A 24638-nucleotide genomic window follows, 5' to 3' on the forward strand; every position below is an offset into this window, starting at 1 on the left:
CACACCAAAATCAATCCCTATAATGGCTGTTATGCGTGACAAAATTTCAATAATTACCGTCAACTACAATAATAAGGCTGGTTTGCAAAAAACGATCAACAGCGTTATAGGCCAGGTTTTTAAAAACATGGAGTTTATATTAATAGATGGGAACAGTACAGATGGCAGTAAACAATTGCTACAGGAGCATCAGGATCATTTCAGCTATTGGGTAAGCGAGCCTGATCATGGGATTTACCATGCCATGAATAAGGGGATCAGAAGAGCAACGGGCGATTACCTGCTATTTTTAAATAGCGGAGATTGCCTCGCCGACGAACAGGTACTGGAGAAAATTGCCCGGGAAATAGACGGCACCCATGACATTTATTACGGTGACATTATTTTTGAACGCACAAAAAAAAGCACGAAGGTCGTATTCCCTGAAAAACTCAGCTTCAATTTTTTTGTCACAGATAACCTGTCCCACCAGGCTACTTTCATCAAAAGAATACTGTTTGATAAATTCTTTTATTACAATGAGCATTTCAGGATTGCATCCGACTGGGAATTCATGATTTATGCCATATGCAAACGAAACGCCTCTTATAAACATTTGAACCTACTGGTTACAATTTATGATGGCAACGGACTTTCCTCCGATTCTGCCAATTATAAAACCTTATATGAAGAACGCAGCATTTCGATGAACAAGTATTTCCCGCTGTTTATTGCTGATTACGAACAACTTTCGGAACTGGAAAACAAGAGAATTAAGCAGGTACTGGCGATAAAAAAGCATTCAGCATCCTGGAAAATATTAAAAATCTTTATCAAAGCGATCTACTTATTCCTCCCCAAAAAAAACTTATAGTTTGTATTTATGGTCAAAGTCATAGCCGGTTCCGGGCGAATATGTCAACTTAGGTGTAATGCCCATCACCCTGTAAATAAGCCTATGCTTCAATTTTTGGATTGGGATCAATTTTGCAATGAACCTGATGATACGCATGAAGGATAAATAATAGCCGGCATTTCCAAGTTTTAGTTCTCTTTTAACAAGCATTTTCAGCTCATCCACATATTCTTTAAAATTATCCTTGCTCTTCTGACTACGCCTCACCCTAAACCCACTAAGCATAAACGTTGTGGTATATAAACGCTCATGCCTGAAAAACCGCAACCACAAATCTGCATCCCCCGCAAGGGAAAGGTCCCTGTCTACATATCCTCCGGCCTTCTCCCACAAACTGCGTCTCCAAAAAACAGATTCCTGCTGAATAAACCTGCCGTCGAGATCATACATCCGCCATTTTGACCAGCGGTGATAAAACATATCAGGATCAGGAATAAACATTTTACCCGCTTCATCATAAAAAGTATTAGCACCCATTATCCAGTTAATTCCAGGCAATGAGGCGAATAATTCTGCCACAGTAACTAAAGACTTCCTATGGTGCATATCATCAGAGTTTATCCAGCACATGATCTCCCCTGTTGACCGCGCAAAACCCTTTTGCACCGCATCATAAAGTCCATTGTCTATTTCACTCACCCAATACGCCAGTTGCTGCTCATATTTTTTAATGATCTGAACCGAGTTGTCCGTGCTTCCACCATCAATAATAATATATTCCAGATTGGGATATTGTTGGCCAAGAACAGAAACAATAGTATCTTCCAAAAAGGCACCCTGATTATACGAAGGGGTAACAACAGTTATCTTGGGGTATTTATCCAGCATATTCCAAATAAGAATTTATTCTTTATAAGAAAAGAACCATTTTGTTAACTTTGGCAAAGTTAGCAATTGATCTATTAATATAGGCACCGGATTCAAAGATCTGATAAATCAGGTGAGCCGAAATTGATGGATGATCTACGCCAGCATGCAATGAATAAAAAGGGTATAACAGTTCTGATCTGTACTTATAACGGCGCCGGGAGATTACCTGATACACTTGCGCACCTCTCCAGACAATCCGTAACTGGTGATATCAAATGGGAGGTCATCGTCATTGACAATGCCTCAACAGACGGCTCTGCTGATACTGCCAGAAAAGAGTGGGCGAAATATCATCTGCCAGATGTCGGTTTCAGGGTATCCCTGGAAGCAACGCCGGGAAAAATAAATGCGCTGGAAAAAGGCACCAGTCTTGCTTCATTCGAATATTTTATCATCTGTGACGACGACAACTGGCTCGCTCCCGATTATGTCCAACACACTTATACGATACTCGAAAAAGATGCGTCCATTGGAGCAGTAGGCGGCCAATCAGTCAAAACAAATGATACAGGCATATTTCCATCCTGGTTTGATGAATACGCAGAAGGATATGCCGTTGGGAAACAAGGAGACATTATTGGCGATGTGACTTTTTCAAGAGGCTACCTATGGGGGGCGGGCATGGGCACAAGAACGGCACTCTACAAAGATACCTTCAAAGAATTTTCTTCTCTGCTTACCGGCAGAAACGGAGAAAAGCTTTCCGCTGGCGAAGACTCTGAATATTGCCAGAGACTCATTTTAAGAGGCTATAAACTTTTCTACGATCCCATACTGGTCTTTCATCATTATATTCCTCAGCAAAGACTGGAAACAAGCTATAGGGATTCATTAATAGCTGGTTTTGAGGAATGCAGTAAGATCTTAACCAAATATCATTTTGTCAGGGATTTAAAGCATCAGCTCGATAAAAACCCATGGAACAGGCTAGGCCTCTTAATGATTTCATTTTATAAAGTTTTATTTGCTTCTACCAGAAGAAAACGCAGCCATCATAAAGACATCATCAGATATTTACTTCATATGGAATTCAGAGATGATCCGGTTCAACAAGCGATTATAGCGATTGAAAAGAAAGGCAGGCTGTCTGCTTAGTCCGTTCTTATTCATCCTGTCAGCAACAATTCATTCCTTTTATTATTTTCAGTCACATTCCACATCACATGCCTAAAGTATCCGTAATTATTCCCAATTATAATCATGCCGCTTTTTTAGTTCAGCGAATTGAAAGCGTAGTCAATCAGAGCTTCCAGGATTTTGAAGTGATCCTTATGGACGATTGTTCAACTGATCATAGTAAAACCATAATAGAACAATACAGGTCACATCCAAAAGTCTCTCTAATTGTTTACAATGAAGAAAATACCGGAAGCACTTTTAAACAGTGGGAGAAAGGAATCAGTTTATCAAAAGGCGAATACATCTGGATAGCTGAAAGTGACGACTGGTGTGAACTTAACCTGTTGGAATACCTGGTCGATGGTATAGAAAAGGATGAAAACTGCGTAATCAGCTATTGTCAATCTTATTGCGTTCAGGATGAAAACAAGATCAACTGGGTTTCCCATGATCATTACTTATCAGAGATAACAGACGGCAACGCATTTATGAAAAACAGGATGTTGCTGCATAATCCAATCTATAATGCCAGTATGGTGCTATGGAAACGGGATTTCTTTCCTAAGATATCGCCGGAATTCAAGAATTATAAACTCTGTGGAGACTGGTTCTTTTGGATGGACTTATGCAGACAGGGAAAAGTCCATATCAGCGGCAGGTTGCTCAATTACTTTAGAAAACATGAAAATGATGTAAGCGGCAAAGCCATGAAAAGTGGCCTGATCTATGTTGAGGCCCTTAAAATTATCAATTCCTTTTTTCAGCGGGGCTTAATTTCCAAAAAGGACTACAACAAGGCTTTTAAAATGCATTTTAAAGCCTATTATCCGCTCAAATCATCTCTTGACCCGCAACTGGTGAAACAAACTGAACACCTGTTCAAAACAGCTTTAACGTCCAAAACACTTTATTATAAGCTCTTTATCAGTGCTTACTGGAAAAAAATAAAATCAGCGAAAAAAAATAAATAGCTCATTTTTTCCGGCGTATATATTTGGCAATCTTAAAGCATATCCCCCAGCCAAAATGGTTGTAAATTTTACTTTTCCATAAAATACGCCACATGCTCATTTTGGTATAGCCCGCCAAATACATCTGGTCTATAAAAAAAAGAAATGCTTTTTTTTCACATTCCAGCGCATCCCCTTTGGCCAAATATGCTTCGCCTTTGGGAAGTCTTCCTTTCCATTTCTCATGAACCAGCAAGGTACTTTCTATCCATTTCTGATCATAATTCCCTTCAGAAAAGTGCGTGATCAGCACATCAAAAGTCACTGCAACATCCCATTTTTCAGCTACACTTAATGAGAAATCAACGTCATAGCCATGAAAACCTTTAAGTAAATGCTCATCAAACCTGATTTCATCTGTTACTCCTTTATGCGTACAAAACCAAACCCCATCTACGCCATTTACTTTCGCCAGCTTTTCCTCATTTGGGTTCTGGTAAACCACCTTCATCTCCGTATCGCTAAACTTATACTGCTGAATCATATTGAAGCGGTTGTATTGATCCAGCCAGCTAAACCAGGAAGAAGGTGACAACGCCTTATACAGGCTTCCGGCTATACCTATCAGGCCCAGTTTCGGCTGAGCTTCAAAAATATCGAGTACAGATCTTCCCCAATTACCCGTATGGATCTCTATATCTTCGTGCATAAAACAAAGTACATCGTATTTCGCCTTTGTAATTCCCAGATTGTATACCTCGCATATGCCTTTTTGCCCACTGGCATTGTCAAAAGCTATAATTTCAAAATCAACACCAATAGTGCGCTTTACATTTTCACTAACCTGAGCTAAAAACTCCTTATTTGCAGATGCGATGATTACTGATATCATGTATAACAAAAAATATTTATGGCCATATCAAAATTTCCTCCAATTACCTCCCTGTCCGTAAAGGGGCTTGCCCTTGTCCAGGACTCTTTGATATAATAATGGAAGCCCGCATCTTTCACCATGCCTAACAATTCATGAAGCGTCTGCGCCTGATTCACATCATTATGGTATTCAAAGAAAAAAGAACCGAGTTCCTTCAGCTTGTCTTTACAGTCTCTTAACACCACATCTTCTGCACCTTCAATATCCAGCTTTAAAAAGTCCACTTCCGGGCTAAGGTAGTCTAATAACCGTACCGCTTCAATTTTGGTTGGCTGCAGGTCCAGGTAAGGGGTATTGGCCCTGCTCCCCATCCCGTTATCCCCATAAAATTCCAGGATTTCTTCTTTTTGCCAGACCGCCTTCTCCAGCAAAACAACATTACCCAATTGAAGCGTTTGTATATTCTCTTTTAAGATCTGATAGATTTCCTTATCCGGCTCAAAAGCATAAATGACATGATCCGGGTAATTACTGGCAAAATACAGCGTGCCCAAACCCATATTTGCGCCACAATCCAGAATTGTAGATTTGCCGGCGACCGGTTTAAAAGCGTATATGTTATGAATGAAGATCTCTTTATAAGTAATGACAAAACTTAAGCTATCGTGAAATTTAAATGGCTTGCCAAATATATTCGTGTAACCTGCTTTAAAACGAGGATATTCCTGAATCCTTTCCAGTTCAATCTCAATTTTTGTCAGTTTTGATTTTCTTATTTTATTGGCTATTAAGCTTCTTAACCCCATATCATTTAGGCTGAATATTTAATTTAATTCTGCTTCCCATAAAGAACAGCACAGGGAGGCCATTATTTTTGAGCAAGGATTATTTTATGGTACGGAGGGACATCATTTTTAGCAATAACGTTAAGATTGTAATGACGGAGTGCCTGTGTCAAAAGGTCAAATGAAAATACATGATGATGAAGGCCCCTCACTTCAAAATTATTTTCACCTCTTTTCTTAAAAACGTTAAAATCTTTTCCCGCACCGGGATCAAGTCTCAAATCGTGCAATGCCAGTATTTCGCTGAGATGTGTTAAATCATGTTCGTCCACATCTGATTCAAAATCTGATATCAGATGGGAAAAAGTGGTATCTGGTCTTTTATGATCAAATGTATACCGCTTATCAGGTAAAATAAGCAATATAAACCCACCAGGCTTTATGACTCTGATCCATTCTTTCAATGCTTTCAGCGGATTTGCAATGTGTTCCAGATTATGGGAGGACAACAAAAAATCATACTGGGCATCTTCAATTATAGAAAGATCAGAGCCCTCCATAATATACTGCTTCCCCGATTTATTTGGAAAATAGCGGTACTGGCTGGTGTCTATTTCCCCTTCCCATATCGTATTGTTGCTAAAGTTACAGCCATCTATTTCCTTTGCCCATTCATAAACCGGCAAAAGTTCAGTTTTAAAAAAATCACTGGGCCCACCAATCTCCAGACCCTTTTTACCTTCAAATGCATATTTATAACTGAGGAGCTGCTTTCTATATCGGTTCCTGAACAGAAACAATAAGAAATCTGATCTGACCTGCAGTTTTTTATAGCTTAAATTGTAAAAGAAATCCATTCAGTTTTTATTTTTTTGATTTACAGGTGCAAGATCAGGTTTCATAAAAGCAGCTGAGTCAGCTGCCAGCCCTATCATTGTGTATGCCCGGAACACCTAAATCATGACCGCCAATAATTCTCCGAATGTATAAAAAAACACACAATTTCCAGCTACAGATCCGCAATAAACCTTAGTTAAACTCCTATCGACCATTTGAACCGGGTTTTCAAAAATAACTTTACAACTATCTTCTCCATAGGTTACGAATATGGCGATAGTCAGAGAAATGATTATGTTAGCAAAGTATTTAGAATGTATGTTTTTTTTTATACTTTTCCGCCAGACGAAAATTGCATTTTCATGAATAAAATCGCTTACATCTACGAAACCGCCAGCGGATCGGACCATATGGCCAGAACGGCAGCAAATGGATTTAAAAATGCTTTCGTGGAAATGGGAGATTCCTTCCGGTTTTTTGACCTTGATAAATTAAAAATTTCCTACTGGCCCGCTGAAAAGATCAAACTGACAAATTTTAACCCGGATATTATTTTTACTGCAGTTGAAAATGTCCGTTACCTGCCTTTGAATATATTACAACCTGCATCCTTGGTCCTTTTGGGTTCCTTTTACTCCCCCTGTAACTATGACGACCGGATTCGCGTCCTGACTGAAAAAGCGAAAAAGGTATTGAACAGGTACAGTTCCAGGCACAATATATTGATCTGCTCGCCCTACAACCAGCAGATCAATGCACAATTTTTTTCAGGTTATGAAACAGAATTAGGGCTGAAGGTAATCCAGCTGCTCCACTGCATCAACAAAACAAAGCTTACAGACCCTATACTTAAACCCGAGTTCGACTTGCTATGGCTGGGCAACACCACCCGTCGTTTAACGGCCTATAAATCCCTTATCGCCCCTTTAAAAAAAGAATTCAGCAATTTCCTGGAATATACACAACACAACATGATCGATCCGGAAATTGTGGAATCAGAAAATTTGTACGCCCGTGCGTGCATACTGCCCAATCTGCACACCGATGCACAGGTCAAATATAACATGTTACTCAATCAAAGGTTGTTTACGGCACCTGCATTTGGCGGATTTCAAATTTGTAACAACACATTTGCCAGAAAATATTTTAAAGAAGATGAACTGGTCATTGCTACCGAAAGCAGCGATTTTATAGAAAAAACACACCATTACATCTCCCATCCGGAAGAGCGGGTGTTGATGATCAAAAAGATGCAGGACAACCTGTTAAAGAACCACACTTATGTTAACCGGGTAAATGAGATCATGACTGCATTAGGTTAACATTTAGAAATTGCATCTTTGCCCATCATCACCGCTTATTTACAAATTTTATGAAAGTTGCCGGTTTTACTTTTATTCGAAACGCCATTCTAAACGATTATCCGATAGCAGAGGCCATAGAATCTATCTTACCCATTTGTGATGAATTTGTAGTCGCCGTTGGGAAATCTGAAGATGAAACGCTGCAATTGATCAAAGACATCGGGTCAGCAAAGATCAGAATCGTTGAAACCACCTGGGACCATAGTCTGAAAGCCGGCGGACGTGTATTTGCTGAAGAAACAAATAAGGCTTATCAAGCCATTTCTGCTGATGTGGAATGGGCCATTTATATACAAGGAGATGAATGCATCCATGAAAAATACCTGCCTGTAATTAAAAAAGAAATGGAGGCGACACTAGACGATGTTATGATTGATGCCTTGCTTTTAAAATATAAACATTTTTATGGAGCTTATGATTTTGTAGCCGAATCCAGAAGGTGGTACAGGCGGGAAATCAGGGTATTGAAAAGATTGCCTGGGATCAGTTCGTATAAAGATGCCCAGGGCTTCAGGATAAATGGCCGAAAGCTTAAAGTGAAGCTAATTGACGCCTACGTGTATCACTACGGCTGGGTTAAACCACCTAAAAGTCTAAACCTGAAAATGAATAATTTTAAGCGGTTTTATAACGATGGCCAGTTTGTTCAGCAGGAAGAATCCGTCGCAGAAGATTTTGATTACGGCAATGCAGATAAAGTCCTGCATTTTAACGAGAGCCCTCCTGCTGTAATGAAAGCCAGAATAAGCAAAGCAAACTGGAAATTCAAATTTGATCCCACTACCCAGCAAATCAATCGAAATTTAAAACGGAAGCTGCTGCAATGGATTGAAAACATGACCGGTCTGCGTTTATTCGAATACAAGAACTACAAAATTGTGAAACGCGGTTAAATCACTTCAATACACTAGTAGTCTGCTCCATTTTTCTCCAGTGCTGATGCCCTTTGTAAAGCAGTTTGCTTAAAGGTAAACGGGGCCTGATGGCCTTTTTATAATCTTCTCCAAGAATCCTGTACTTTGCCTCCGGATCTGCTGCCATACATTCCAGAACAGCTTTAGAATAAGCTGTAGGACCAGTCATCCAATGTACACTGTTGGGGTATGCATTCTGCCTGATGTTTTCTAAAACTACCTCGAGCGTTCTTTTCAAAAAAGGGTGGCCTGCTTCATAGATGAGGGCCCATTGCACAAATATATTGGGGAACCGCTCCTTTGAAATAACCGCTGCATCAGCCGGCTTAATGATGTCGTCCAGCCGGCCCAGTACATAGGCATCAATGTCCAGATACACCCCTCCTTTTTTATAAAGAATAGCATAACGGAAAAAATCCGCTTTAGCTGCACCAATGTTTAGTTGATGGTAAAGCCCTAACACCTCTTCTCCGTAGGCCTCCAAAATAAAAGACACTATCCGTTCATCATCATAAAATTCATAGCGATAGTCCTTATTCCTAAGCTTTAACCATTTGATGGCAAGCCTGTTGATAAAGGGCAATTCTGCACTTTTGAAGGTCTGATAAATTACTTTAGGTATAGGCATATAAAAGCTATGAAAAAAGGCGCTTCAGAATATTCCGAAGCGCCTTATCTTTATTTTAAAAGAATTACAATTTCCTTTTCACTTCAACCTGTTCGTAGGCTTCCACGATGTCACCCACCTCAATATTATTGAAGTTCTGGATGTTCAATCCGCATTCGTAACCTCTGGAAACCTCTTTCACATCATCTTTATAACGTTTCAGTGAAGCCAGTTCGCCCGTATAAACCACCACTCCATCTCTAACGATACGGATCTTGCTGTTACGGGTAATCGTACCATCCAATACCATACAGCCGGCAATAGTACCCACCTTGGTAATTTTGAAGGTCTCCCTGATCTCTACGTTGGCTGTAATTTTCTCTTCAAACTCAGGCGCAAGCATACCCTCCATCGCTGCTTTGATCTCGTTGATCGCATCATAGATGATCGAGTACAAGCGGATATCGATCTGTTCCGCCTCGGCCAGTTTACGTGCACCAGTTGATGGACGCACCTGGAAACCGATAATGATCGCATCAGAAGCCGAAGCCAGCAATACATCCGATTCCGAGATCTGACCTACTGCTTTTCCAATGATGTTCACCTGGATTTCCGGTGTAGAAAGTTTCAGTAAGGAATCTGATAAAGCCTCGATCGAACCATCCACATCACCTTTAACAATCAGGTTCAGCTCTTTAAAGTTACCGATAGCCAATCGACGGCCAATCTCATCCAAAGTAATGTGTTTCTGGGTACGAAGCCCTTGCTCACGCATCAGCTGTAAACGCTTGTTGGCAATCTCTCTGGCTTCTACTTCACTTTCCAGTGCGTTGAAACGGTCACCCGCCGTAGGGGCGCCCTGCATACCCAGTACCTGTACCGGCACCGATGGGCCTGCTTTGTCAACCTTCTGTCCGCGTTCGTTAAATAAAGCTTTAACACGGCCGCTGTAACTACCTGCAAGGATAGGATCACCTACCTTAAGTGTACCCGCCTGAACCAGCACTGTAGTTACAATACCGCGTCCTTTATCCAGCGTAGCTTCGATAACACTACCTGTAGCACGTTTGTCCGGGTTGGCTTTAAGGTCTAACAATTCTGCTTCCAGTAAAACCTTCTCTAAAAGGAGGTCTACATTTAAACCACTCTTACCAGAAATTTCCTGCGACTGGAAGTTACCCCCCCAATCTTCAACCAGGATATTCATGATGGACAGTTGTTCGCGTATTTTATCTGAGTTTGCACCCGGCTTATCAATTTTTGTAAAGGCAAATACCAATGGCACACCCGCAGCCTGCGCATGGTTGATGGCCTCTTTGGTCTGCGGCATCACCGCGTCATCCGCAGCCACCACAATAATGGCAATATCCGCTACCTTGGCACCACGTGCACGCATGGCCGTAAAGGCTTCGTGGCCCGGTGTATCCAGGAAGGTTACTTTTTTACCCGTAGGCGTAGTTACCATATAGGCCCCAATGTGCTGGGTAATACCACCGGCCTCTCCAGCCACCACATTCGCTTTACGGATATAATCCAGCAAAGAGGTTTTACCATGATCCACGTGTCCCATAATGGTCACCACCGGTGCCCTTGGCAATAAATCTTCTTCGCTGTCCTCTTCTTCGATAACGATATCACTTTCATCATCCGGTTTAACGAATTGGATTTCGTAACCAAACTCATCTGCAACAATCGTTAAGGTCTCTGCATCCAGACGCTGGTTGATGGATACAAACATACCCAGGCTCATACAAGTTGCGATGATCTTTGTAACCGGCTCATCCATCATGGTAGCCAGTTCATTTGCAGTTACAAACTCGGTTACTTTAAGTACCCGCGATTGCAGTTCCTGCTCCATTGCCGCCTCATCAGCAGACATGGCTACATCGTCACGTTTCTGACGGCGCAGTTTGGCACGCTGAGCAAACTTACCAGATTTACCTGCACCACTTAAACGGGCAAGTGTTGCTTTGATCTGATCCTGTATTTCTTTTTCCGTAGGCTCTTCTTTAGGTCCGCTATGGCCAGGAGCTCCTCCCGGTTTATTGTTCCTGAAATTAGGCCTGTTGGCTGTATTGTTGGTATTGTTCCTGAAATCCGGTCTGTTGCCAAATGTTGGCGCAGGTTTAGGCGCACCAGGCTGTCCGGCTTGTTGCTGACCTTGCGGGGTATTGCCCTGCTGGCCACCACCTTGCTGACCATGTTGTCCTGGCTGGCCCGGATGTCCACCCGGTGTTTTTTTGCGTTTCCGCTTTCTTTTCGCATCTGCGCTCTCTCCAGAGGAAGCAACAGGCTGTGATTTACGGTCTGGTGTAACCGGCAAAGTGATCTTTCCGATGATATTCGGACCCGAAAGTTTTACCGAACGTGCTTTGATCACTTCGTTTTCATCAGGTTTTTCCACTTTGGGAGGCTCAGGAGCTGTTTTAGGTGCAACTGATGGTTCAGGAGTTTTAACCACCGGCGTCTCGGCAAGCGGTTTAGGCTGCTCCTCGGCTTTTGGTGTTTCCACAGGCTTAACAGGTTCAGGTTTTATTTCTGCAACAGGCTGTTCAACCGGCTTCTCTACTTCTACTTCCTTAACCGGTTCAGGTGCTTGCTCAACCGGAGCTACCGGAGCAACAGGTGCTTCAGTTTTTGGTTCCGGTTCAGGCGTTTCCTCTTTCTTAACAGGGCGTGTTTTAGCATTTAAATCATCAAGGTTGATCTTTCCTACTATTTTCACACCAGGTAAAGCACCTTCCTCCGCTTTTTCTTCTGCTTTTTCAGTAGCAGGAGCTTCAGCCGCTGGCTTCTCTACAGCAGGAGGGGTATAAGCATTCAGGTTTTTAACTAAAATCCCTTCATTTTCAAATTCAACATTTTTTCTAGGTGCTTCCGTAACTTTCTCAGTCACTTCAGGCTCATCACGACGAATTTTACCAATAACGATCTGATTGGCTTCTTCTTTTACGATCTTATCGCCCTGAAACTCTTTCAACAATGCATTGTACATGTCGCGGGAGAGCTTAGTAGTGGGTTTATTCTCAACAGAAAAGCCTTTCTTTTCTAAAAACTCAACGGCCGTAGCAATTCCTACGTTAAGTTCCTTAACTGCTTTAAATAAAATTATTGGTTTGTCGTCTGACATTGATATCCTATTTTTTCTTAATTCTTATACAAAAGTAACGTTTATTCTTGTTTATTTCATGTGTAGTCAATTAGTTTTTAATTACTACATAATTTTGTAAACACCATGGCGAACATTTTTATTCAAACTCTGATTTCAAAATACTCATCACTTCTTTGATGGTTTCTTCCTCTAAATCGGTACGTTTCACCAATTCGTCAACAGAAAGTGCCAGCACACTTTTCGCGGTATCACAACCGATCGCTTTCAGCTCATCGATGATCCAGCTATCGATTTCATCCGAGAATTCTTCAATATCCACATCCTCATCTTCTTCACCCGCTTCACGGTATACATCAATTTCATAACCGGTTAATTTACCTGCCAGTTTGATGTTATGGCCACCACGGCCAATCGCCAGTGAAACCTGGTCAGGCTTCAGGTAAACCGAAGCATGTTTGGTTTCATCATCTAATTTAATAGAGGTGATCTTGGCCGGGCTCAAAGCCCTGGTGATGTATAGCGAAATGTTGTTTGTAAAGTTAATTACATCAATATTTTCGTTTTTCAGCTCCCTTACGATACCATGGATACGTGAACCTTTCATACCCACACAGGCACCTACCGGATCAATCCTGTCATCATAAGATTCTACCGCAACCTTAGCTCTTTCACCTGGCTCACGCACGATCTTTTTAATGGTGATCAGACCATCAAAGATCTCAGGGACCTCTATTTCAAACAGGCGCTGTAAAAACTCAGGCGCAATCCTCGAAATGATGATCTTAGGCGTGGCATTTACCATGTCCACCTTCAGGATCACTGCACGTACGGTATCTCCCTTTTTGAAATAATCCGCAGGGATCTGCTCCGTTTTAGGCATCATCAGCTCGTTGCCTTCGTCATCCAGCACCAAAGTTTCTTTTTTCCATACCTGGTAAACTTCACCGGTAACAATCTCGCCAACCCTGTCTTTGTATTTTTTAAAGATCTCGTCTTTTTCCAGTTCCAGAACTTTAGAAACCAATGTCTGACGGGCGGCTAAAATTGCCCTGCGGCCAAAGCTTTCCAAAGTGATCTGCTCAATGTAGTCGTCGCCAACTTCCATGTCCGGATCCAGTTGTTTTACCTCCGCAAGTTCAATTTCCAGATCGTCATCCTCAGAAAAACCATCCTCCATCACTTTTCTGGTACGCCAGATTTCCAAATCACCGTTATCCGGGTTGACAATTACGTCACAATTCTCATCAGTACCATATTTTTTGCGCAGCATACTGCGAAATACCTCTTCCAGCACACTGATCACTGTAGGACGGTCGATGTTCTTGAAGTCTTTAAACTCTTGAAATGAATCGATTAAATTAATATTGCTCATTTTTATTTAAATGAAATTAAAACCTTTGTTTCTATTATGTTATCAAAGCCTAACCGGGTTTCAACCAGCTGGACTTTTTTGCCTTTTTCTTTAACTTTTGCGGCTATGGTGATGCCATGGTCATCTGCACTAAGCAATTCCCCTTCTTTCAGCTCGCCCCCGTTTAACTTTACACTCAACTCGCGGCCAATGTTTTTAAGGTACTGCCTTTTCAGCTTTAAAGGCTCACCAACACCGGGCGAAGAGACTTCCAGGTTGTATGCTTTTTCTATGGCATTTTCTTCTTCCAAATGAAAACCTACATGTCTGCTGATGGCCGCGCAATCCTGGATACTGATCCCTTCATCGCCGTCTACATGGATGATAAGTTTGTGATTTGGCAGCATTTTCACCTCTACTAAAAACAGCTCCGGCCTGTCCGAAATCTTCTCCTCAACTAATTCTGTTACTCTTTTTTCTACCTGCATAACCAATTTGCCAATAACAGAAAAGAGGGGACTTCTGCCCCCTCTTACCGCTATTACTTTGCAAATGTAAGAAATATTTTTAAAACTAAAAATTCCGGCTCGAAATCAGCTGCTTATATCTGTATTCAGATCCAGGTCTCCCAGGGTTCCAATTGCATACAGCGGAAGGCTGAATACATTTTTTCCAAAGGAAATATAGCTATTTGGCTGGAACCAGCACCGTCCCCATGTACTGGCTATGCGACTGACAAGACCTGTCTTTTGCTATAAAACCCATGTACACATGGTACTCCACAGCTTCCTTCCGGGCAGATAGCTGCAAGCTATCCGTACCGCTCATTCTAAGTGCCCCGGTTGAAACCCCAACCTTAGTGCCCAACCTCCTCTTTTCGTCTGGAAGCGCATAAGCCAGCATAAATACCTGGTCGTAGGGATTCCCGTTATCACCGGTTTCCGGGCTCCAGTTAAAGCGCAGTACATTGCCCGCTTCCAGAACGATTTCCGTGTTTAAGGGAAAATGCAGCTCTCCGCCACAAACCCGGACCAAAGCCGGATCTACATACCGATCGGGGAATTCGCCCCTGAGCGCATTTTTCAGGGCATAGGAAACCGCCCCCCTGTATCCGCCCGTTTTTGTGCCATAATCTTTATAGCCTACTTTCAACAAGTCTTTGAGCGGCTTTAAAAAGGCCTGTACTTTAGTAAAGCCCGAAGTATTGTTTTTTTCTTTTTTCGTTTTTTTCCCGGTTCTTTTGCCCGGTGTACTCCGTACAAAACTTTCTCCGTTTACCGTATAATAGACATGGTTGCCTACTTTACCGGAAACAGGGCCCGATGGGCCATCTGGTGCTTTTCCCATAATCTGATTTGTTTTAATTAAATAATAAGTTAGGGATGAATTTAAGTATTAAACTTAATATAAACGAATTTTAAACATTATAAAAACAGTGTTTAAACAATAATTGATTGTATAACCATTGTATAAGCAATGTCTAATCATTGTATAAATATTGTTTAAAACTGCTATTCATCTCTAACAGATCTAGACAAGAATGCCGGGAATTATTAAAAAAATATTTAAGAAATTTTTACCTGGTCAGCAGTTTTTGCTGGGGTTTTACCCTGTTTTTCAACTCTCCGACCAGCAGGTCTTTCATCTGGCCAAACTTTGCATTCAGGTGCGTGATCACCAGGTAATCCCTTCCCCTTACAAAAGGGCGGGCCGGGATAAAGACCAGGTTGCTGTCGGTAACGCTAAACCGGCCTTCAACCGGAGCCTCATTAATGCTCGTATCTTTTTCAGAAGGCGTTTGTAAAACAGCGACCAGGTTGTTAAAAGCGGAGTCTCCGGGCTTCAGCTGTTGCAGCTCCAGCAAACCGCTTTGTTCGATCTGCTTAAAAACAATAGCGGTGCTATCGCTGTTAAAGCCAATTAAAAGTGGCTTATTATTTGCAGAGGAACAGGCAAACAAAAATAAAAAGGCAGCAAAAAAACTGACCCGCTTAACAGAACTTTTAACCATACCGCTAAATTAAACATTATGAGACTGATTGTAGAAATTTTATTAATGGGCCTGGCCGTGTTGATAGGGGCATATGTTGTACCTGGAGTGCATGTAGACGGCTACGGAACGGCCATTATTGCCGCAGTGCTGATTGCACTGGTCAATGCAACCATCGGCTTTATCTTGAGGGTCTTGACTTTCCCGGTTAATTTTTTGACCCTGGGCCTGGTATCTTTTATCATTACCGTACTGATGATCTTGCTCGTAGATAACCTAATGGCTGGTTTTAGCACATCGGGCTTTTGGTCGGCGGCCTTCCTGGCCATTGTGATCGCATTGATCAAAGCTGTGTTTAATGCCGTTGCCGGAACGGATAAAGATTAAGCAGCGAACATAAAAAACCGGGTACCCAATACCATGGGTACCCGGTTTTTCAGGAATTGTTTATTTTACCTGATGATCTCCCTCGAGATCACCATTTTCTGGATCTCTGAAGTCCCTTCATAGATCTGGGTAATCTTCGCATCGCGCATCAGACGCTCTACATGGTATTCTTTAACAAAGCCATAGCCACCATGGATCTGAACCGCTTCTACCGTTACGTCCATGGCTACTTTAGAGGCATACAACTTGGCCATAGAACCCGCCAGGGTATAGGGCTGGCCCTGATCTTTTAACCAGGCAGCTTTATAAACCAGTAAGCGGGCAGCTTCTATCTGCGTAGCCATATCGGCCAATTTAAACGCAATGGCCTGGTGTTCTGCAATAGGTTTACCAAATGATTTACGTTGTTTGGCATAATCCAGGGCAAGTTCATAAGCCCCTGCAGCAATACCCAGGGCCTGGGCAGCAATGCCGATACGGCCACCTTCCAGGGTTTTCATGGCAAACTTAAATCCAAAGCCATTTTCTCCAATGCGGTTCTCTTTGGGAACTTTAACATCGTTAAACATCAGGGAGTGGGTGTCCGAACCACGTATGCCCAGTTTGTTCTCTTTAGGCCCGACAGTAAAGCCTTCCGTTCCTTTTTCTACAATAAAGGCATTGATGCCTTTATGCCGCAAAGATTTGTCCGTTTGTGCGATCACCAGGTAAGTAGAAGCAGTGCCGCCATTGGTGATCCAGTTTTTAGTGCCGTTTAAGAGGTAATGATCTCCTTTGTCCTCGGCGGTGGTTTGCTGTGAGGTGGCATCAGAGCCGGCTTCAGGTTCTGAAAGGCAGAAAGCGCCGATCTTTTCTCCGGAAGCCAGGGGTTTTAAATATTTTTCTTTTTGAAAATCAGATCCATAAGCTTCCAGTCCGTAGCAAACCAGGGAGTTATTTACAGATACAACCACCGAAGCAGAGGCATCTATTTTAGAGAGCTCTTCCATCACCAGGACATAGGACAAGGCATCAAGGCCACTTCCGTTGTATTTTTCAGACACCATCATTCCCAGAAAGCCCAGTTCCCCAAGCTTTTTCACCTGTTCTGCCGGGAACTTCTGGTGCTCATCTCTTTCGATCACCCCAGGTTTGAGTTCAGTCTGCGCAAAATCCCTGGCAGCCTGCTGGATCATCAATTGTTCTTCATTGAATTGAAATCGCATAATAATATTGTAAAATAATAAGTTAGGCCAAATTTATATAATTCCGCACCAAATTACTATGGCTGCATAATATTATTTTACAGAAAGGATAGCCGCTACTTTAAAAGATGGTTGTTGTCATCGGGGAATACGAGGATCGGATGGTATTTCCTGGCCTCTTCTATAGGCAGGGAACCATAAGACATGATGATCAGGATGTCGCCAACCTGTACTTTCCGGGCAGTTGCCCCGTTTAAACAAACGGTACCGGAGCCACGCGCGCCTTTAATGACGTAAGTTTCAAAGCGTTCGCCATTGTTGTTGTTTACGATCTGCACTTTCTCATTGGGAATGATCTGGGCGGCGTCCATCAGATCTTCATCTATGGTAATGCTGCCCACATAGTTCAGTTCTGCCTGTGTTACTCTAACACGGTGTATTTTCGATTTTAAGATCTCGATAATCATGATGCAAAGTTAGCTAATTTTATGAATAAGCGGTTTTCTTATCTCAGTTCAGTATCATATTATCGATAAGGCGGGTCTGGCCAACTTTAGCGGCCACCAGGGCTACAATAGGGTGATGGCCTTTATTTTGTTCTGGCAGCAAGGTGTCGCCATCGGCAATGCTGAAATAGTCGAGCTCCACACCCGGGGTACTGTTGATGAGTTTCCTGGCCGCCTCCAGCAATTCGGGAATGCTGTGTGTTGCAAAATTATCCTGCACATAACGCAATGCTTTACTTAAAACCAGTGCATTTTTACGGTCTGCGGGCGTAAGATGGATGTTGCGCGAGCTCATGGCCAGGCCATCTTCTTCCCGGATGATCGGGCAGGAAACGATCTGTACGGGCATGTTAAAATAAGCTACCATGTTTTTGATCATGAGCACCTGCTGGAAATCTTTCTGGCCAAAAAAGGCCACATCGGGATTTACGGCATCAAAAAGCTTTTTAACAATCTGGGTTACGCCCTGGTAATGGCCTTTACGGAATTCCCCTTCCAGAATAAATTCGGCAGGACCAAGATCGATTTGCCAGACTTCGGGTCGGGGATACATTTCGGTAACAGCAGGCATGAACACCACGTTGCATCCCGCTTCTTCCAGCATTTTCATATCGTGTTCCAGCGGACGGGGATATTTTTCCAGGTCTTTGGGATCGGTAAACTGGGTGGGGTTTACAAAAATACTGCATACCACCACATCGGCCTGCTGCTGCGCTATTTTGATCAGCGATACGTGTCCTTTATGCAATGCACCCATAGTGGGCACTAAGGCAATTTTCTGTTGAGCCAATTTTATTGGTTCAAGCAGCGACTTTAATGCCGCTATGGTATTTATAACTTTCAAACCAGCCTGTAAAATTTCAAGGGGCAAAGTTGGTTAATTATACATTCCCAACAAAACATCTTGCGTATATTATTGATAAATGTTATTATTTTGCTTACCTTTGCCCCTTGATAATCTTTTCTTTAACATAAATTTTTATTTAGAATATGGAGATGGCAAAAACGAAGCTACTGATTGTTACACACGAGATGTCGCCTTTCCTTGAACTCACAAAGATTTCTGAAATTACCCGTCAACTACCACAGGCAATGCAGGATAAGGGATTTGAGATCCGCATCTTAATGCCGAGGTTCGGGAACATTAATGAAAGAAGGAACAGATTGCACGAGGTTATCCGTCTTTCAGGAATGAACATCATTATTGATGACAATGATAACCCTCTAATTATAAAGGTAGCCTCTATTCCGGCCGCACGTATGCAGGTTTATTTTCTTGACAATGAAGATTATTTTCAGCGCAAGTATGTATTCAGGGATAAAGAGGATAAGTTTTATGCAGATAATGACGAAAGGGCGATCTTCTTTTGTAAAGGCGCACTGGAAACGGTTAAAAAATTAGGCTGGGCACCTGACATTGTACACTGCCATGGCTGGATGACTTCCCTGGTACCGGCATACATTAAAACTTCGTATAAAAACGATCCTACTTTTAAAAACTCGAAAGTGGTTTACTCGATTTACGAGAACTGTTTCACGGAGACCTTAAATGCCGACCTGCATAAAAAAGCGATCATGAATGCCATGACAGCTGAAGACACCAAAATGTTTGAAAATGCGAACTGCGACACCCTGCATAAAGCTGCGGTAAGCTATAGTGATGCTGTGGTGCTGGCTGATGAAAATATTGGCAGCGATGTGTTAAAATTTGTTAAAGATTCTAATAAACCAATATTAGCCTTTAATTTAACCGAAAATTTTGAAAACTTCTATGCTTTATATGAGGAGATTTCAAATGAAGAATTGGCTTCAATAGCATAAACTCAGGTATTATTAAATTATATATGAAATTTACAAAACAAGACTTATTAACCCTGTTGATAGGTCTTTTTCTTTTTGCTTCCTGTAAGGATTCCAATACCATCGGTTTGGACCTTGACCCTGACTATGCCATTACAGGCACGCTGATGGATTCGGCTACGGTGGCTTCCCAAACTTTAAAAGATGAGGTGACCTCGGGTGTTGGCCTGATCAGACATCCGCTTGGCGTGATGACCGATCCTGAATTTGGCAAATCGGAAGCGGCTTTGGCGATGGCCGTTGGCCTGCCAAACACAGGTTATAAGTTCGGCACCAATGCCCTGATTGATTCGGCGGTGCTGGTTTTACCTTATTCTACCCAGCTATATGGTGATACCATTGTACCGGTTTATACGGTAACGGTGAAACAGCTGACGAATGACCTTGCTCAGGAAACCTCTTACAGTACGGATAAAACCTGGCCTGCTGGAGCTACACCGCTTGGAACTTTTAGCGGGAGAATCAAGCCCAGTACCAAAATCAAGATCAATGACATTGTTGCCGGCGCAGCAGATACCCTGAAAACCGTTGTGCCGCAAATGCGGATCAAACTGAACAATACTTTTATCCAGAACCAGATCATCAACCTGGATTCGGTTACCTTATCCAAACAGGCTAATTTCTTTAAATCGTTCAAAGGCCTGCACCTGACTGCCACCACAACAGACAAAGGGGGGATCGTGTTCTTTAACCTGAGCGGCACGGATGGCAAGGTTGAAATTTATTACAAAAGACAGAATGCAACAACAGCTACAGCAACCGATACGGTAGCGGTAAGTTTCCCTATCGGAACAACTACAGGACCGGTAACAGCGAGCATTAAACACGACTATACCGGCACTCCGGTTAAAACCCAGCTCGACAATCCTACGCCGGCTACACCATATGCCGTTACTTATTTACAGGGATTGGGCGGATTGAGGAACAAAATTTCTTTCCCTTACTTAAAGAACTTTGTTGCCAATTCAAAAAAACCAGAAAATGGTGGTAATCCAAATACAAGGCTCATAGTAAACAAGGCCGAACTGGTCATTGACCTGAGCAGCGGAACGGATGCACTTCCTTTTAGTGCCGCACCAAGACTTTCTTTATACAGACTGGACATTGCCGGACAAAGGGCCAATGTGCCGGACAATGACAACAGTGTGCAGGGCCAGTATAATGGTGATCCAAGGGCGCTTGGCAGTGAGGTTTTGTTTGGTGGCTATTTTGACTCCGTTAGGAAAAGATATTTGTTTACGGTAACGAGCTATATCCAGGACTTATTGGATGGAAAAACTGAAGATAATGGCACCTATTTGGCAACCAGTTCTTCTACAGAATTTAATATCAGTCCTTCGGTCACTTCGGCGGCAAGATCCATCATCAATAAATGGAAAAAAGACCCTGCAACTGGCGACAGGCTTATAAAACTGAATATTTACTATACCAAGATAAATTAAAAATTCCGCTGATTTTGTGGTCAAATCCCCCGAGAATAATTACTTTCGGGGGATTTTTATTTACAACGAAATATAAACCTATTGTATGTGTGGAATAGTTGGTTACATCGGCCATAGAGAAGCCTGGCCTATTGTCATTAAAGGACTAAAAAGATTGGAGTACCGCGGCTATGACAGCGCCGGTATTGCCCTGATCAATGATACCGGGTTAAATATCTATAAAAAAGCCGGCAAAGTCCAGGAACTGGAGCACTTTGCTGCCGGTAAAAATTTATCAGGCACCATAGGTATCGGGCATACGCGCTGGGCAACACATGGTGCGCCTTCCGACAGGAATTCACATCCCCATACCTCTAACAACGGCAAGCTGACGATCATCCATAACGGGATCATAGAAAACTATGCCACGCTGAAAGAGGAATTGCTGAGCCGCGGGCATGAATTTAAAAGTGATACCGACACGGAAGTGCTGGTCCATCTGATCGAAGAGGTTTACAAGAATGACAATACGGATCTGCTGGAGGCGGTAAGGCTGGCATTGAATGAAGTAAGCGGGGCTTATGCCATAGTTGTGATGGATGAAGACCAGCCGGCGCAACTGATTGCCGCCAGAAAGGGCAGTCCTATGGTTATTGGCGTAGGTGACGGCGAATATTTTATCGCTTCGGATGCAACCCCGATTGTAGAATATACTAAAAATGTAATTTACCTGAACGACAATGAGATTGCGTATTTGAAACGCGATGAATTGCTGATCAAACGTTTGGACAACGTGGTGCAGAGCCCTTATATCCAGGAGCTGGAGCTTAAACTGGAAATGCTGGAGAAAGGTGGTTATGAGCATTTCATGCTGAAGGAGATCTTTGAGCAGGCACGTTCGATAAGGGACTGCATGCGGGGCCGTATATACCCCAACGAAGGAAAAGTACAGCTTGGCGGAATTAAGGAATATGCAGATAAATTAAAAAATATTGACCGCATCATTATTGTGGCCTGCGGCACTTCCTGGCATGCCGGCCTGGTGGGTGAATACCTGATTGAGGAATATGCACGCATCCCTGTTGAGGTGGAATACGCTTCGGAATTCAGGTACCGCAACCCGATCATTACAGAGAAGGACGTGGTGATTGCCATTTCTCAATCGGGAGAAACCGCGGACACCATGGCGGCCATTGAAATGGCTAAAGAAAAGGGCGCAACCATTTTTGGTGTCTGTAACGTGGTAGGGGCTTCTATTCCAAGACTGACCCATGCGGGGGTGTATACCCATGCCGGGCCGGAAATCGGGGTGGCCTCGACAAAGGCATTTACTGCCCAGGTTACGGTGCTTACTTTAATGGCTTTTTATATGGCACAGCAAAAAGGCACCTTAACACATTCTAAACTGGTAGAGCTGCTGACGGAACTGGATTGCATTCCGGATAAGATCCAGCATGCGCTGGAATCCAATGAGCTGATCAAGGAAATCGCAGCAAAATTTAAAGATTCCAGGAACTGCTTGTTCCTCGGAAGGGGAAGCGGATTTCCTGTAGCCCTGGAAGGCGCTTTAAAGCTGAAGGAGATCTCTTATATCCACGCGGAAGGTTATCCCGCTGCAGAGATGAAACATGGCCCTATCGCTTTAATTGATGAAGAAATGCCGGTTGTGGTGATCGCGACCAAAAACTCTTCGTACGAGAAGGTGATCAGTAACATCCAGGAAGTAAAAGCGAGAAAAGGAATTGTGCTGGCGATTGTGACCGAGGGTGATACGGAGGTTAAGAAAATGGCAGACTATTGCATCGAGATCCCTGATGCAAGTGAGGCATTTCTGCCTTTACTGGCCACCATACCCTTACAACTCCTGTCGTACCACATTGCTGTGCTGAGGGGCTGCAATGTAGATCAGCCCAGAAACCTGGCCAAATCTGTAACTGTAGAATAATGTATAGAAGGGTGCTTAAACAGCACCCTTTTTCATTTAAAAGGGTAAATCTCCCGATGGATCTGTAAGATCGGTATACTCGGTCTCGCTTTTAGGCGTGGTATTTTCTGTACTGACCGGCGTTTGTTCAAAATCACTTTTCCTGCCCAGGATGGTAAAGTTTTCGGCTACAACTTCTGTAACATACTTCTTTATTTTTTCCCGGTCCTCAAAAGAGCGGGTGCGCAGTTTACCTTCAATGTAAACCAGCTTGCCCTTTTGCAAATACTTGGAAGCAACTTCTGCCAGGCCTCTCCACAAAACAATGTTGTGCCATTCTGTTTGCTCTATCCGTTTGCCATCTTTGTTATAGGTCTCTGATGTAGCCAATGGGAAACTGGCTACAGTTACACCTCCGTCTAAATGTCTGACTTCAGGATCTTTTCCTAAATGCCCGACTAAAATCACTTTGTTAATACCTGACATGAATTTTGGTTTTTCTATGTAATAAAATGCTTACAAATGAAATTGGTGATCACTTTAGGCTGTGGCAATTCGTCAAATTCCTGCAAAGAGACCCATTTTATTTCTGCATTCTGATTAAAGTTAATGATATAATTATCTAAACCAAAAAATTGAACATATATAGTTTGGTGCGTTAATAAATGTTTTTGCTGTGCCAAAGTCCGTACCTGGCAGGCTGCACCAAAGCCGGTTTTCAGCATACTGACAAATTGTTCCTGGTCTTCGAGGTAACTTTTAGTGGTTTCGATGAGTGGAAAATCATACAGTTCCTGCCATATATCGCCAGCGCTTCTTTTTTTGACCAGGATGTTTTCGCCTTCGGTGCAGACGAAATAATTGAAATAACGGGTGCGCTTTTTGAGTTTGTTTAATTTTACCGGAAGCAAGTTCACCTGGTCTTTGTTTTTGGCAAAGCAGGTGTTTTGGAGCGGGCAAATGCTGCAGTTGGGTGATTTGGGCTTACATTGCAGGGCGCCAAATTCCATAATGGCCTGGTTGTACAGGGATGCCTGCTGCCCTTCCAGAAGTGATTGTGCCAGTTCAGCGAACTGCTTTTTTCCGCTGGTACTGTTGATCGGGGTTTCGATACCAAAATAGCGGGCCAGCACCCGAAAAACATTTCCATCGAGTACGGCTTTGGATTCATTGGACGAGAAAGAGGCAATGGCAGCCGCGGTATAATCGCCAATCCCTTTCAGTTTGATCAGCTGTTCGTAACTGTTTGGAAAAATCCCGCCATGCAGCTCCACTACCTGCCTTGCGGTAAAAAGCATATTCCTGCCCCTGGAATAATAACCGAGACCCTGCCAGAGTTTAAGGATCTGGGTTTCACTGGCTGCTGCAAAATCTTGTACTGTGGGGTAATGCTGCAAAAAATTATTAAAATAAGGCAGGCCTTGTTCTACCCGGGTCTGCTGCAGGATCACCTCGGATAACCAGATGACATAGGCATCATTACTGCTCCGCCAGGGCAGGTCCCTTTTGTGTTTTAAGTACCAGTTCAGGATTTCGGATGAAAAACTCATGGGGGTAAAAATACGGTCTAATTATTTGTTTTTCGTAAAACTTGCAATCCGGTGATGGAAGAAAGGACAAATAAATCATCTTTTATTTTCCTATCTCATTAAAAAGCAATACTTTTGCAACCCCAAAACATTTATAAT

The 24638-nt window shown here is 42.7% G+C and carries 24 protein-coding genes; 9 read left to right on the forward strand and 15 right to left on the reverse strand.

Going from position 1 to position 24638, the window contains the following annotated elements; genetic code table 11:
* The first annotated feature begins 31 nt into the window (after positions 1–31).
* Positions 32–853, forward strand: coding sequence for a glycosyltransferase family 2 protein (locus tag R2Q85_RS03720; protein WP_316810407.1), 822 nt, complete (start codon positions 32–34; stop codon positions 851–853).
* On the opposite strand, the gene R2Q85_RS03725 is transcribed toward R2Q85_RS03720, so the two are convergent.
* Complete coding sequence (locus R2Q85_RS03725; RefSeq protein ID WP_316810408.1) at positions 848–1723, reverse strand: glycosyltransferase family 2 protein; 876 nt, start codon at positions 1721–1723, stop codon at positions 848–850. The genes R2Q85_RS03720 and R2Q85_RS03725 overlap by 6 nt on opposite strands.
* A 126-nt stretch (positions 1724–1849) precedes the next feature.
* Here R2Q85_RS03725 and R2Q85_RS03730 point away from each other — a divergent pair, with 126 nt between their 5' ends.
* Positions 1850–2860: a glycosyltransferase gene (locus R2Q85_RS03730; RefSeq protein ID WP_316810409.1), complete on the forward strand. Its 1011-nt coding sequence runs from the start codon at positions 1850–1852 to the stop codon at positions 2858–2860.
* A 68-nt stretch (positions 2861–2928) separates the two neighbouring features.
* Positions 2929–3855 carry a glycosyltransferase family 2 protein gene (locus tag R2Q85_RS03735; protein ID WP_316810410.1) on the forward strand — a complete coding sequence of 309 codons (927 nt, stop codon included), beginning with the start codon at positions 2929–2931 and terminating at the stop codon, positions 3853–3855.
* Between the two features lies 1 nt (position 3856).
* Here R2Q85_RS03735 and R2Q85_RS03740 read toward each other — a convergent pair whose 3' ends face one another.
* From R2Q85_RS03740 to R2Q85_RS03750, 3 genes are all read right to left on the reverse strand, one after another.
* Positions 3857–4726, reverse strand: coding sequence for a glycosyltransferase (locus R2Q85_RS03740; RefSeq protein WP_316810411.1), 870 nt, complete (start codon positions 4724–4726; stop codon positions 3857–3859).
* Entirely contained in the window at positions 4723–5514 is a 792-nt protein-coding gene (locus R2Q85_RS03745) for an FkbM family methyltransferase (protein WP_316810412.1), read from the reverse strand. The genes R2Q85_RS03740 and R2Q85_RS03745 overlap by 4 nt, the downstream gene beginning before the upstream one ends.
* Positions 5515–5576: 62 nt before the next feature.
* On the reverse strand, positions 5577–6350 hold the full coding sequence (locus R2Q85_RS03750; RefSeq protein WP_316810413.1) for a methyltransferase domain-containing protein: 774 nt from the start codon (positions 6348–6350) through the stop codon (positions 5577–5579).
* Between the two features lie 342 nt (positions 6351–6692).
* Here R2Q85_RS03750 and R2Q85_RS03755 point away from each other — a divergent pair, with 342 nt between their 5' ends.
* Entirely contained in the window at positions 6693–7652 is a 960-nt protein-coding gene (locus R2Q85_RS03755; RefSeq protein ID WP_316810414.1) for a glycosyltransferase, read from the forward strand.
* Positions 7653–7702: 50 nt separating this feature from the next.
* Entirely contained in the window at positions 7703–8587 is an 885-nt protein-coding gene (locus R2Q85_RS03760; RefSeq protein WP_316810415.1) for a glycosyltransferase family 2 protein, read from the forward strand.
* 1 nt (position 8588) lies between these two features.
* On the opposite strand, the gene R2Q85_RS03765 is transcribed toward R2Q85_RS03760, so the two are convergent.
* The 6 genes from R2Q85_RS03765 to R2Q85_RS03790 form a co-directional block, all read right to left on the reverse strand.
* Positions 8589–9236, reverse strand: a complete 648-nt coding sequence (locus R2Q85_RS03765; protein WP_316810416.1) for a glycosyltransferase family 32 protein — start codon at positions 9234–9236, stop codon at positions 8589–8591.
* A 64-nt stretch (positions 9237–9300) separates the two neighbouring features.
* The gene (infB, locus tag R2Q85_RS03770) at positions 9301–12345 is read right to left on the reverse strand and encodes a translation initiation factor IF-2 (protein ID WP_316810417.1); all 3045 of its coding nucleotides are present in this window, start codon (positions 12343–12345) and stop codon (positions 9301–9303) included.
* 118 nt (positions 12346–12463) lie between these two features.
* Positions 12464–13699, reverse strand: a complete 1236-nt coding sequence (nusA, locus tag R2Q85_RS03775) for a transcription termination factor NusA (RefSeq protein ID WP_012780319.1) — start codon at positions 13697–13699, stop codon at positions 12464–12466.
* Positions 13700–13701: 2 nt separating this feature from the next.
* Entirely contained in the window at positions 13702–14166 is a 465-nt protein-coding gene (gene rimP / locus R2Q85_RS03780; RefSeq protein ID WP_316810418.1) for a ribosome assembly cofactor RimP, read from the reverse strand.
* A 199-nt stretch (positions 14167–14365) separates the two neighbouring features.
* The gene (locus R2Q85_RS03785; protein WP_316810419.1) at positions 14366–15025 is read right to left on the reverse strand and encodes a DUF6266 family protein; all 660 of its coding nucleotides are present in this window, start codon (positions 15023–15025) and stop codon (positions 14366–14368) included.
* A 229-nt stretch (positions 15026–15254) separates the two neighbouring features.
* Positions 15255–15689, reverse strand: coding sequence for a hypothetical protein (locus tag R2Q85_RS03790; RefSeq protein WP_316810420.1), 435 nt, complete (start codon positions 15687–15689; stop codon positions 15255–15257).
* 18 nt (positions 15690–15707) lie between these two features.
* Between R2Q85_RS03790 and R2Q85_RS03795 the strand changes: the two genes are divergently transcribed.
* On the forward strand, positions 15708–16055 hold the full coding sequence (locus R2Q85_RS03795; RefSeq protein WP_316810421.1) for a phage holin family protein: 348 nt from the start codon (positions 15708–15710) through the stop codon (positions 16053–16055).
* Positions 16056–16120: 65 nt separating this feature from the next.
* Here the strand turns inward: R2Q85_RS03795 and R2Q85_RS03800 are convergent, their stop codons facing one another.
* The 3 genes from R2Q85_RS03800 to panC all read right to left on the reverse strand — a co-directional run bounded on the left by R2Q85_RS03800 (position 16121) and on the right by panC (position 18589).
* Entirely contained in the window at positions 16121–17260 is a 1140-nt protein-coding gene (locus tag R2Q85_RS03800; RefSeq protein WP_316810422.1) for an acyl-CoA dehydrogenase, read from the reverse strand.
* A gap of 95 nt (positions 17261–17355) precedes the next feature.
* A complete protein-coding gene (gene panD, locus R2Q85_RS03805) occupies positions 17356–17706 on the reverse strand; it encodes an aspartate 1-decarboxylase (protein WP_316810423.1) in 351 nt (116 codons plus the stop codon).
* 43 nt (positions 17707–17749) lie between these two features.
* Complete coding sequence (gene panC, locus R2Q85_RS03810; RefSeq protein WP_316810424.1) at positions 17750–18589, reverse strand: pantoate--beta-alanine ligase; 840 nt, start codon at positions 18587–18589, stop codon at positions 17750–17752.
* Positions 18590–18741: 152 nt separating this feature from the next.
* Here panC and R2Q85_RS03815 point away from each other — a divergent pair, with 152 nt between their 5' ends.
* The 3 genes from R2Q85_RS03815 to glmS all read left to right on the forward strand — a co-directional run bounded on the left by R2Q85_RS03815 (position 18742) and on the right by glmS (position 22971).
* Positions 18742–19566 carry a glycogen/starch synthase gene (locus R2Q85_RS03815; RefSeq protein WP_316810425.1) on the forward strand — a complete coding sequence of 275 codons (825 nt, stop codon included), beginning with the start codon at positions 18742–18744 and terminating at the stop codon, positions 19564–19566.
* Between the two features lie 23 nt (positions 19567–19589).
* Positions 19590–21047, forward strand: coding sequence for a DUF4270 domain-containing protein (locus R2Q85_RS03820; protein ID WP_316810426.1), 1458 nt, complete (start codon positions 19590–19592; stop codon positions 21045–21047).
* A gap of 85 nt (positions 21048–21132) precedes the next feature.
* Positions 21133–22971 carry a glutamine--fructose-6-phosphate transaminase (isomerizing) gene (gene glmS, locus R2Q85_RS03825; protein WP_316810427.1) on the forward strand — a complete coding sequence of 613 codons (1839 nt, stop codon included), beginning with the start codon at positions 21133–21135 and terminating at the stop codon, positions 22969–22971.
* A gap of 36 nt (positions 22972–23007) precedes the next feature.
* On the opposite strand, the gene R2Q85_RS03830 is transcribed toward glmS, so the two are convergent.
* Both R2Q85_RS03830 and mutY read right to left on the reverse strand, forming a co-directional pair.
* Positions 23008–23436, reverse strand: coding sequence for a single-stranded DNA-binding protein (locus R2Q85_RS03830; RefSeq protein ID WP_316810428.1), 429 nt, complete (start codon positions 23434–23436; stop codon positions 23008–23010).
* A 14-nt stretch (positions 23437–23450) separates the two neighbouring features.
* Complete coding sequence (gene mutY / locus R2Q85_RS03835; protein WP_316810429.1) at positions 23451–24500, reverse strand: A/G-specific adenine glycosylase; 1050 nt, start codon at positions 24498–24500, stop codon at positions 23451–23453.
* Positions 24501–24638 lie beyond the last annotated feature (138 nt).

It is taken from the genome of Pedobacter heparinus, assembly GCF_032678725.1.
Classification (GTDB): Bacteria; Bacteroidota; Bacteroidia; order Sphingobacteriales; family Sphingobacteriaceae; genus Pedobacter; species Pedobacter heparinus_A.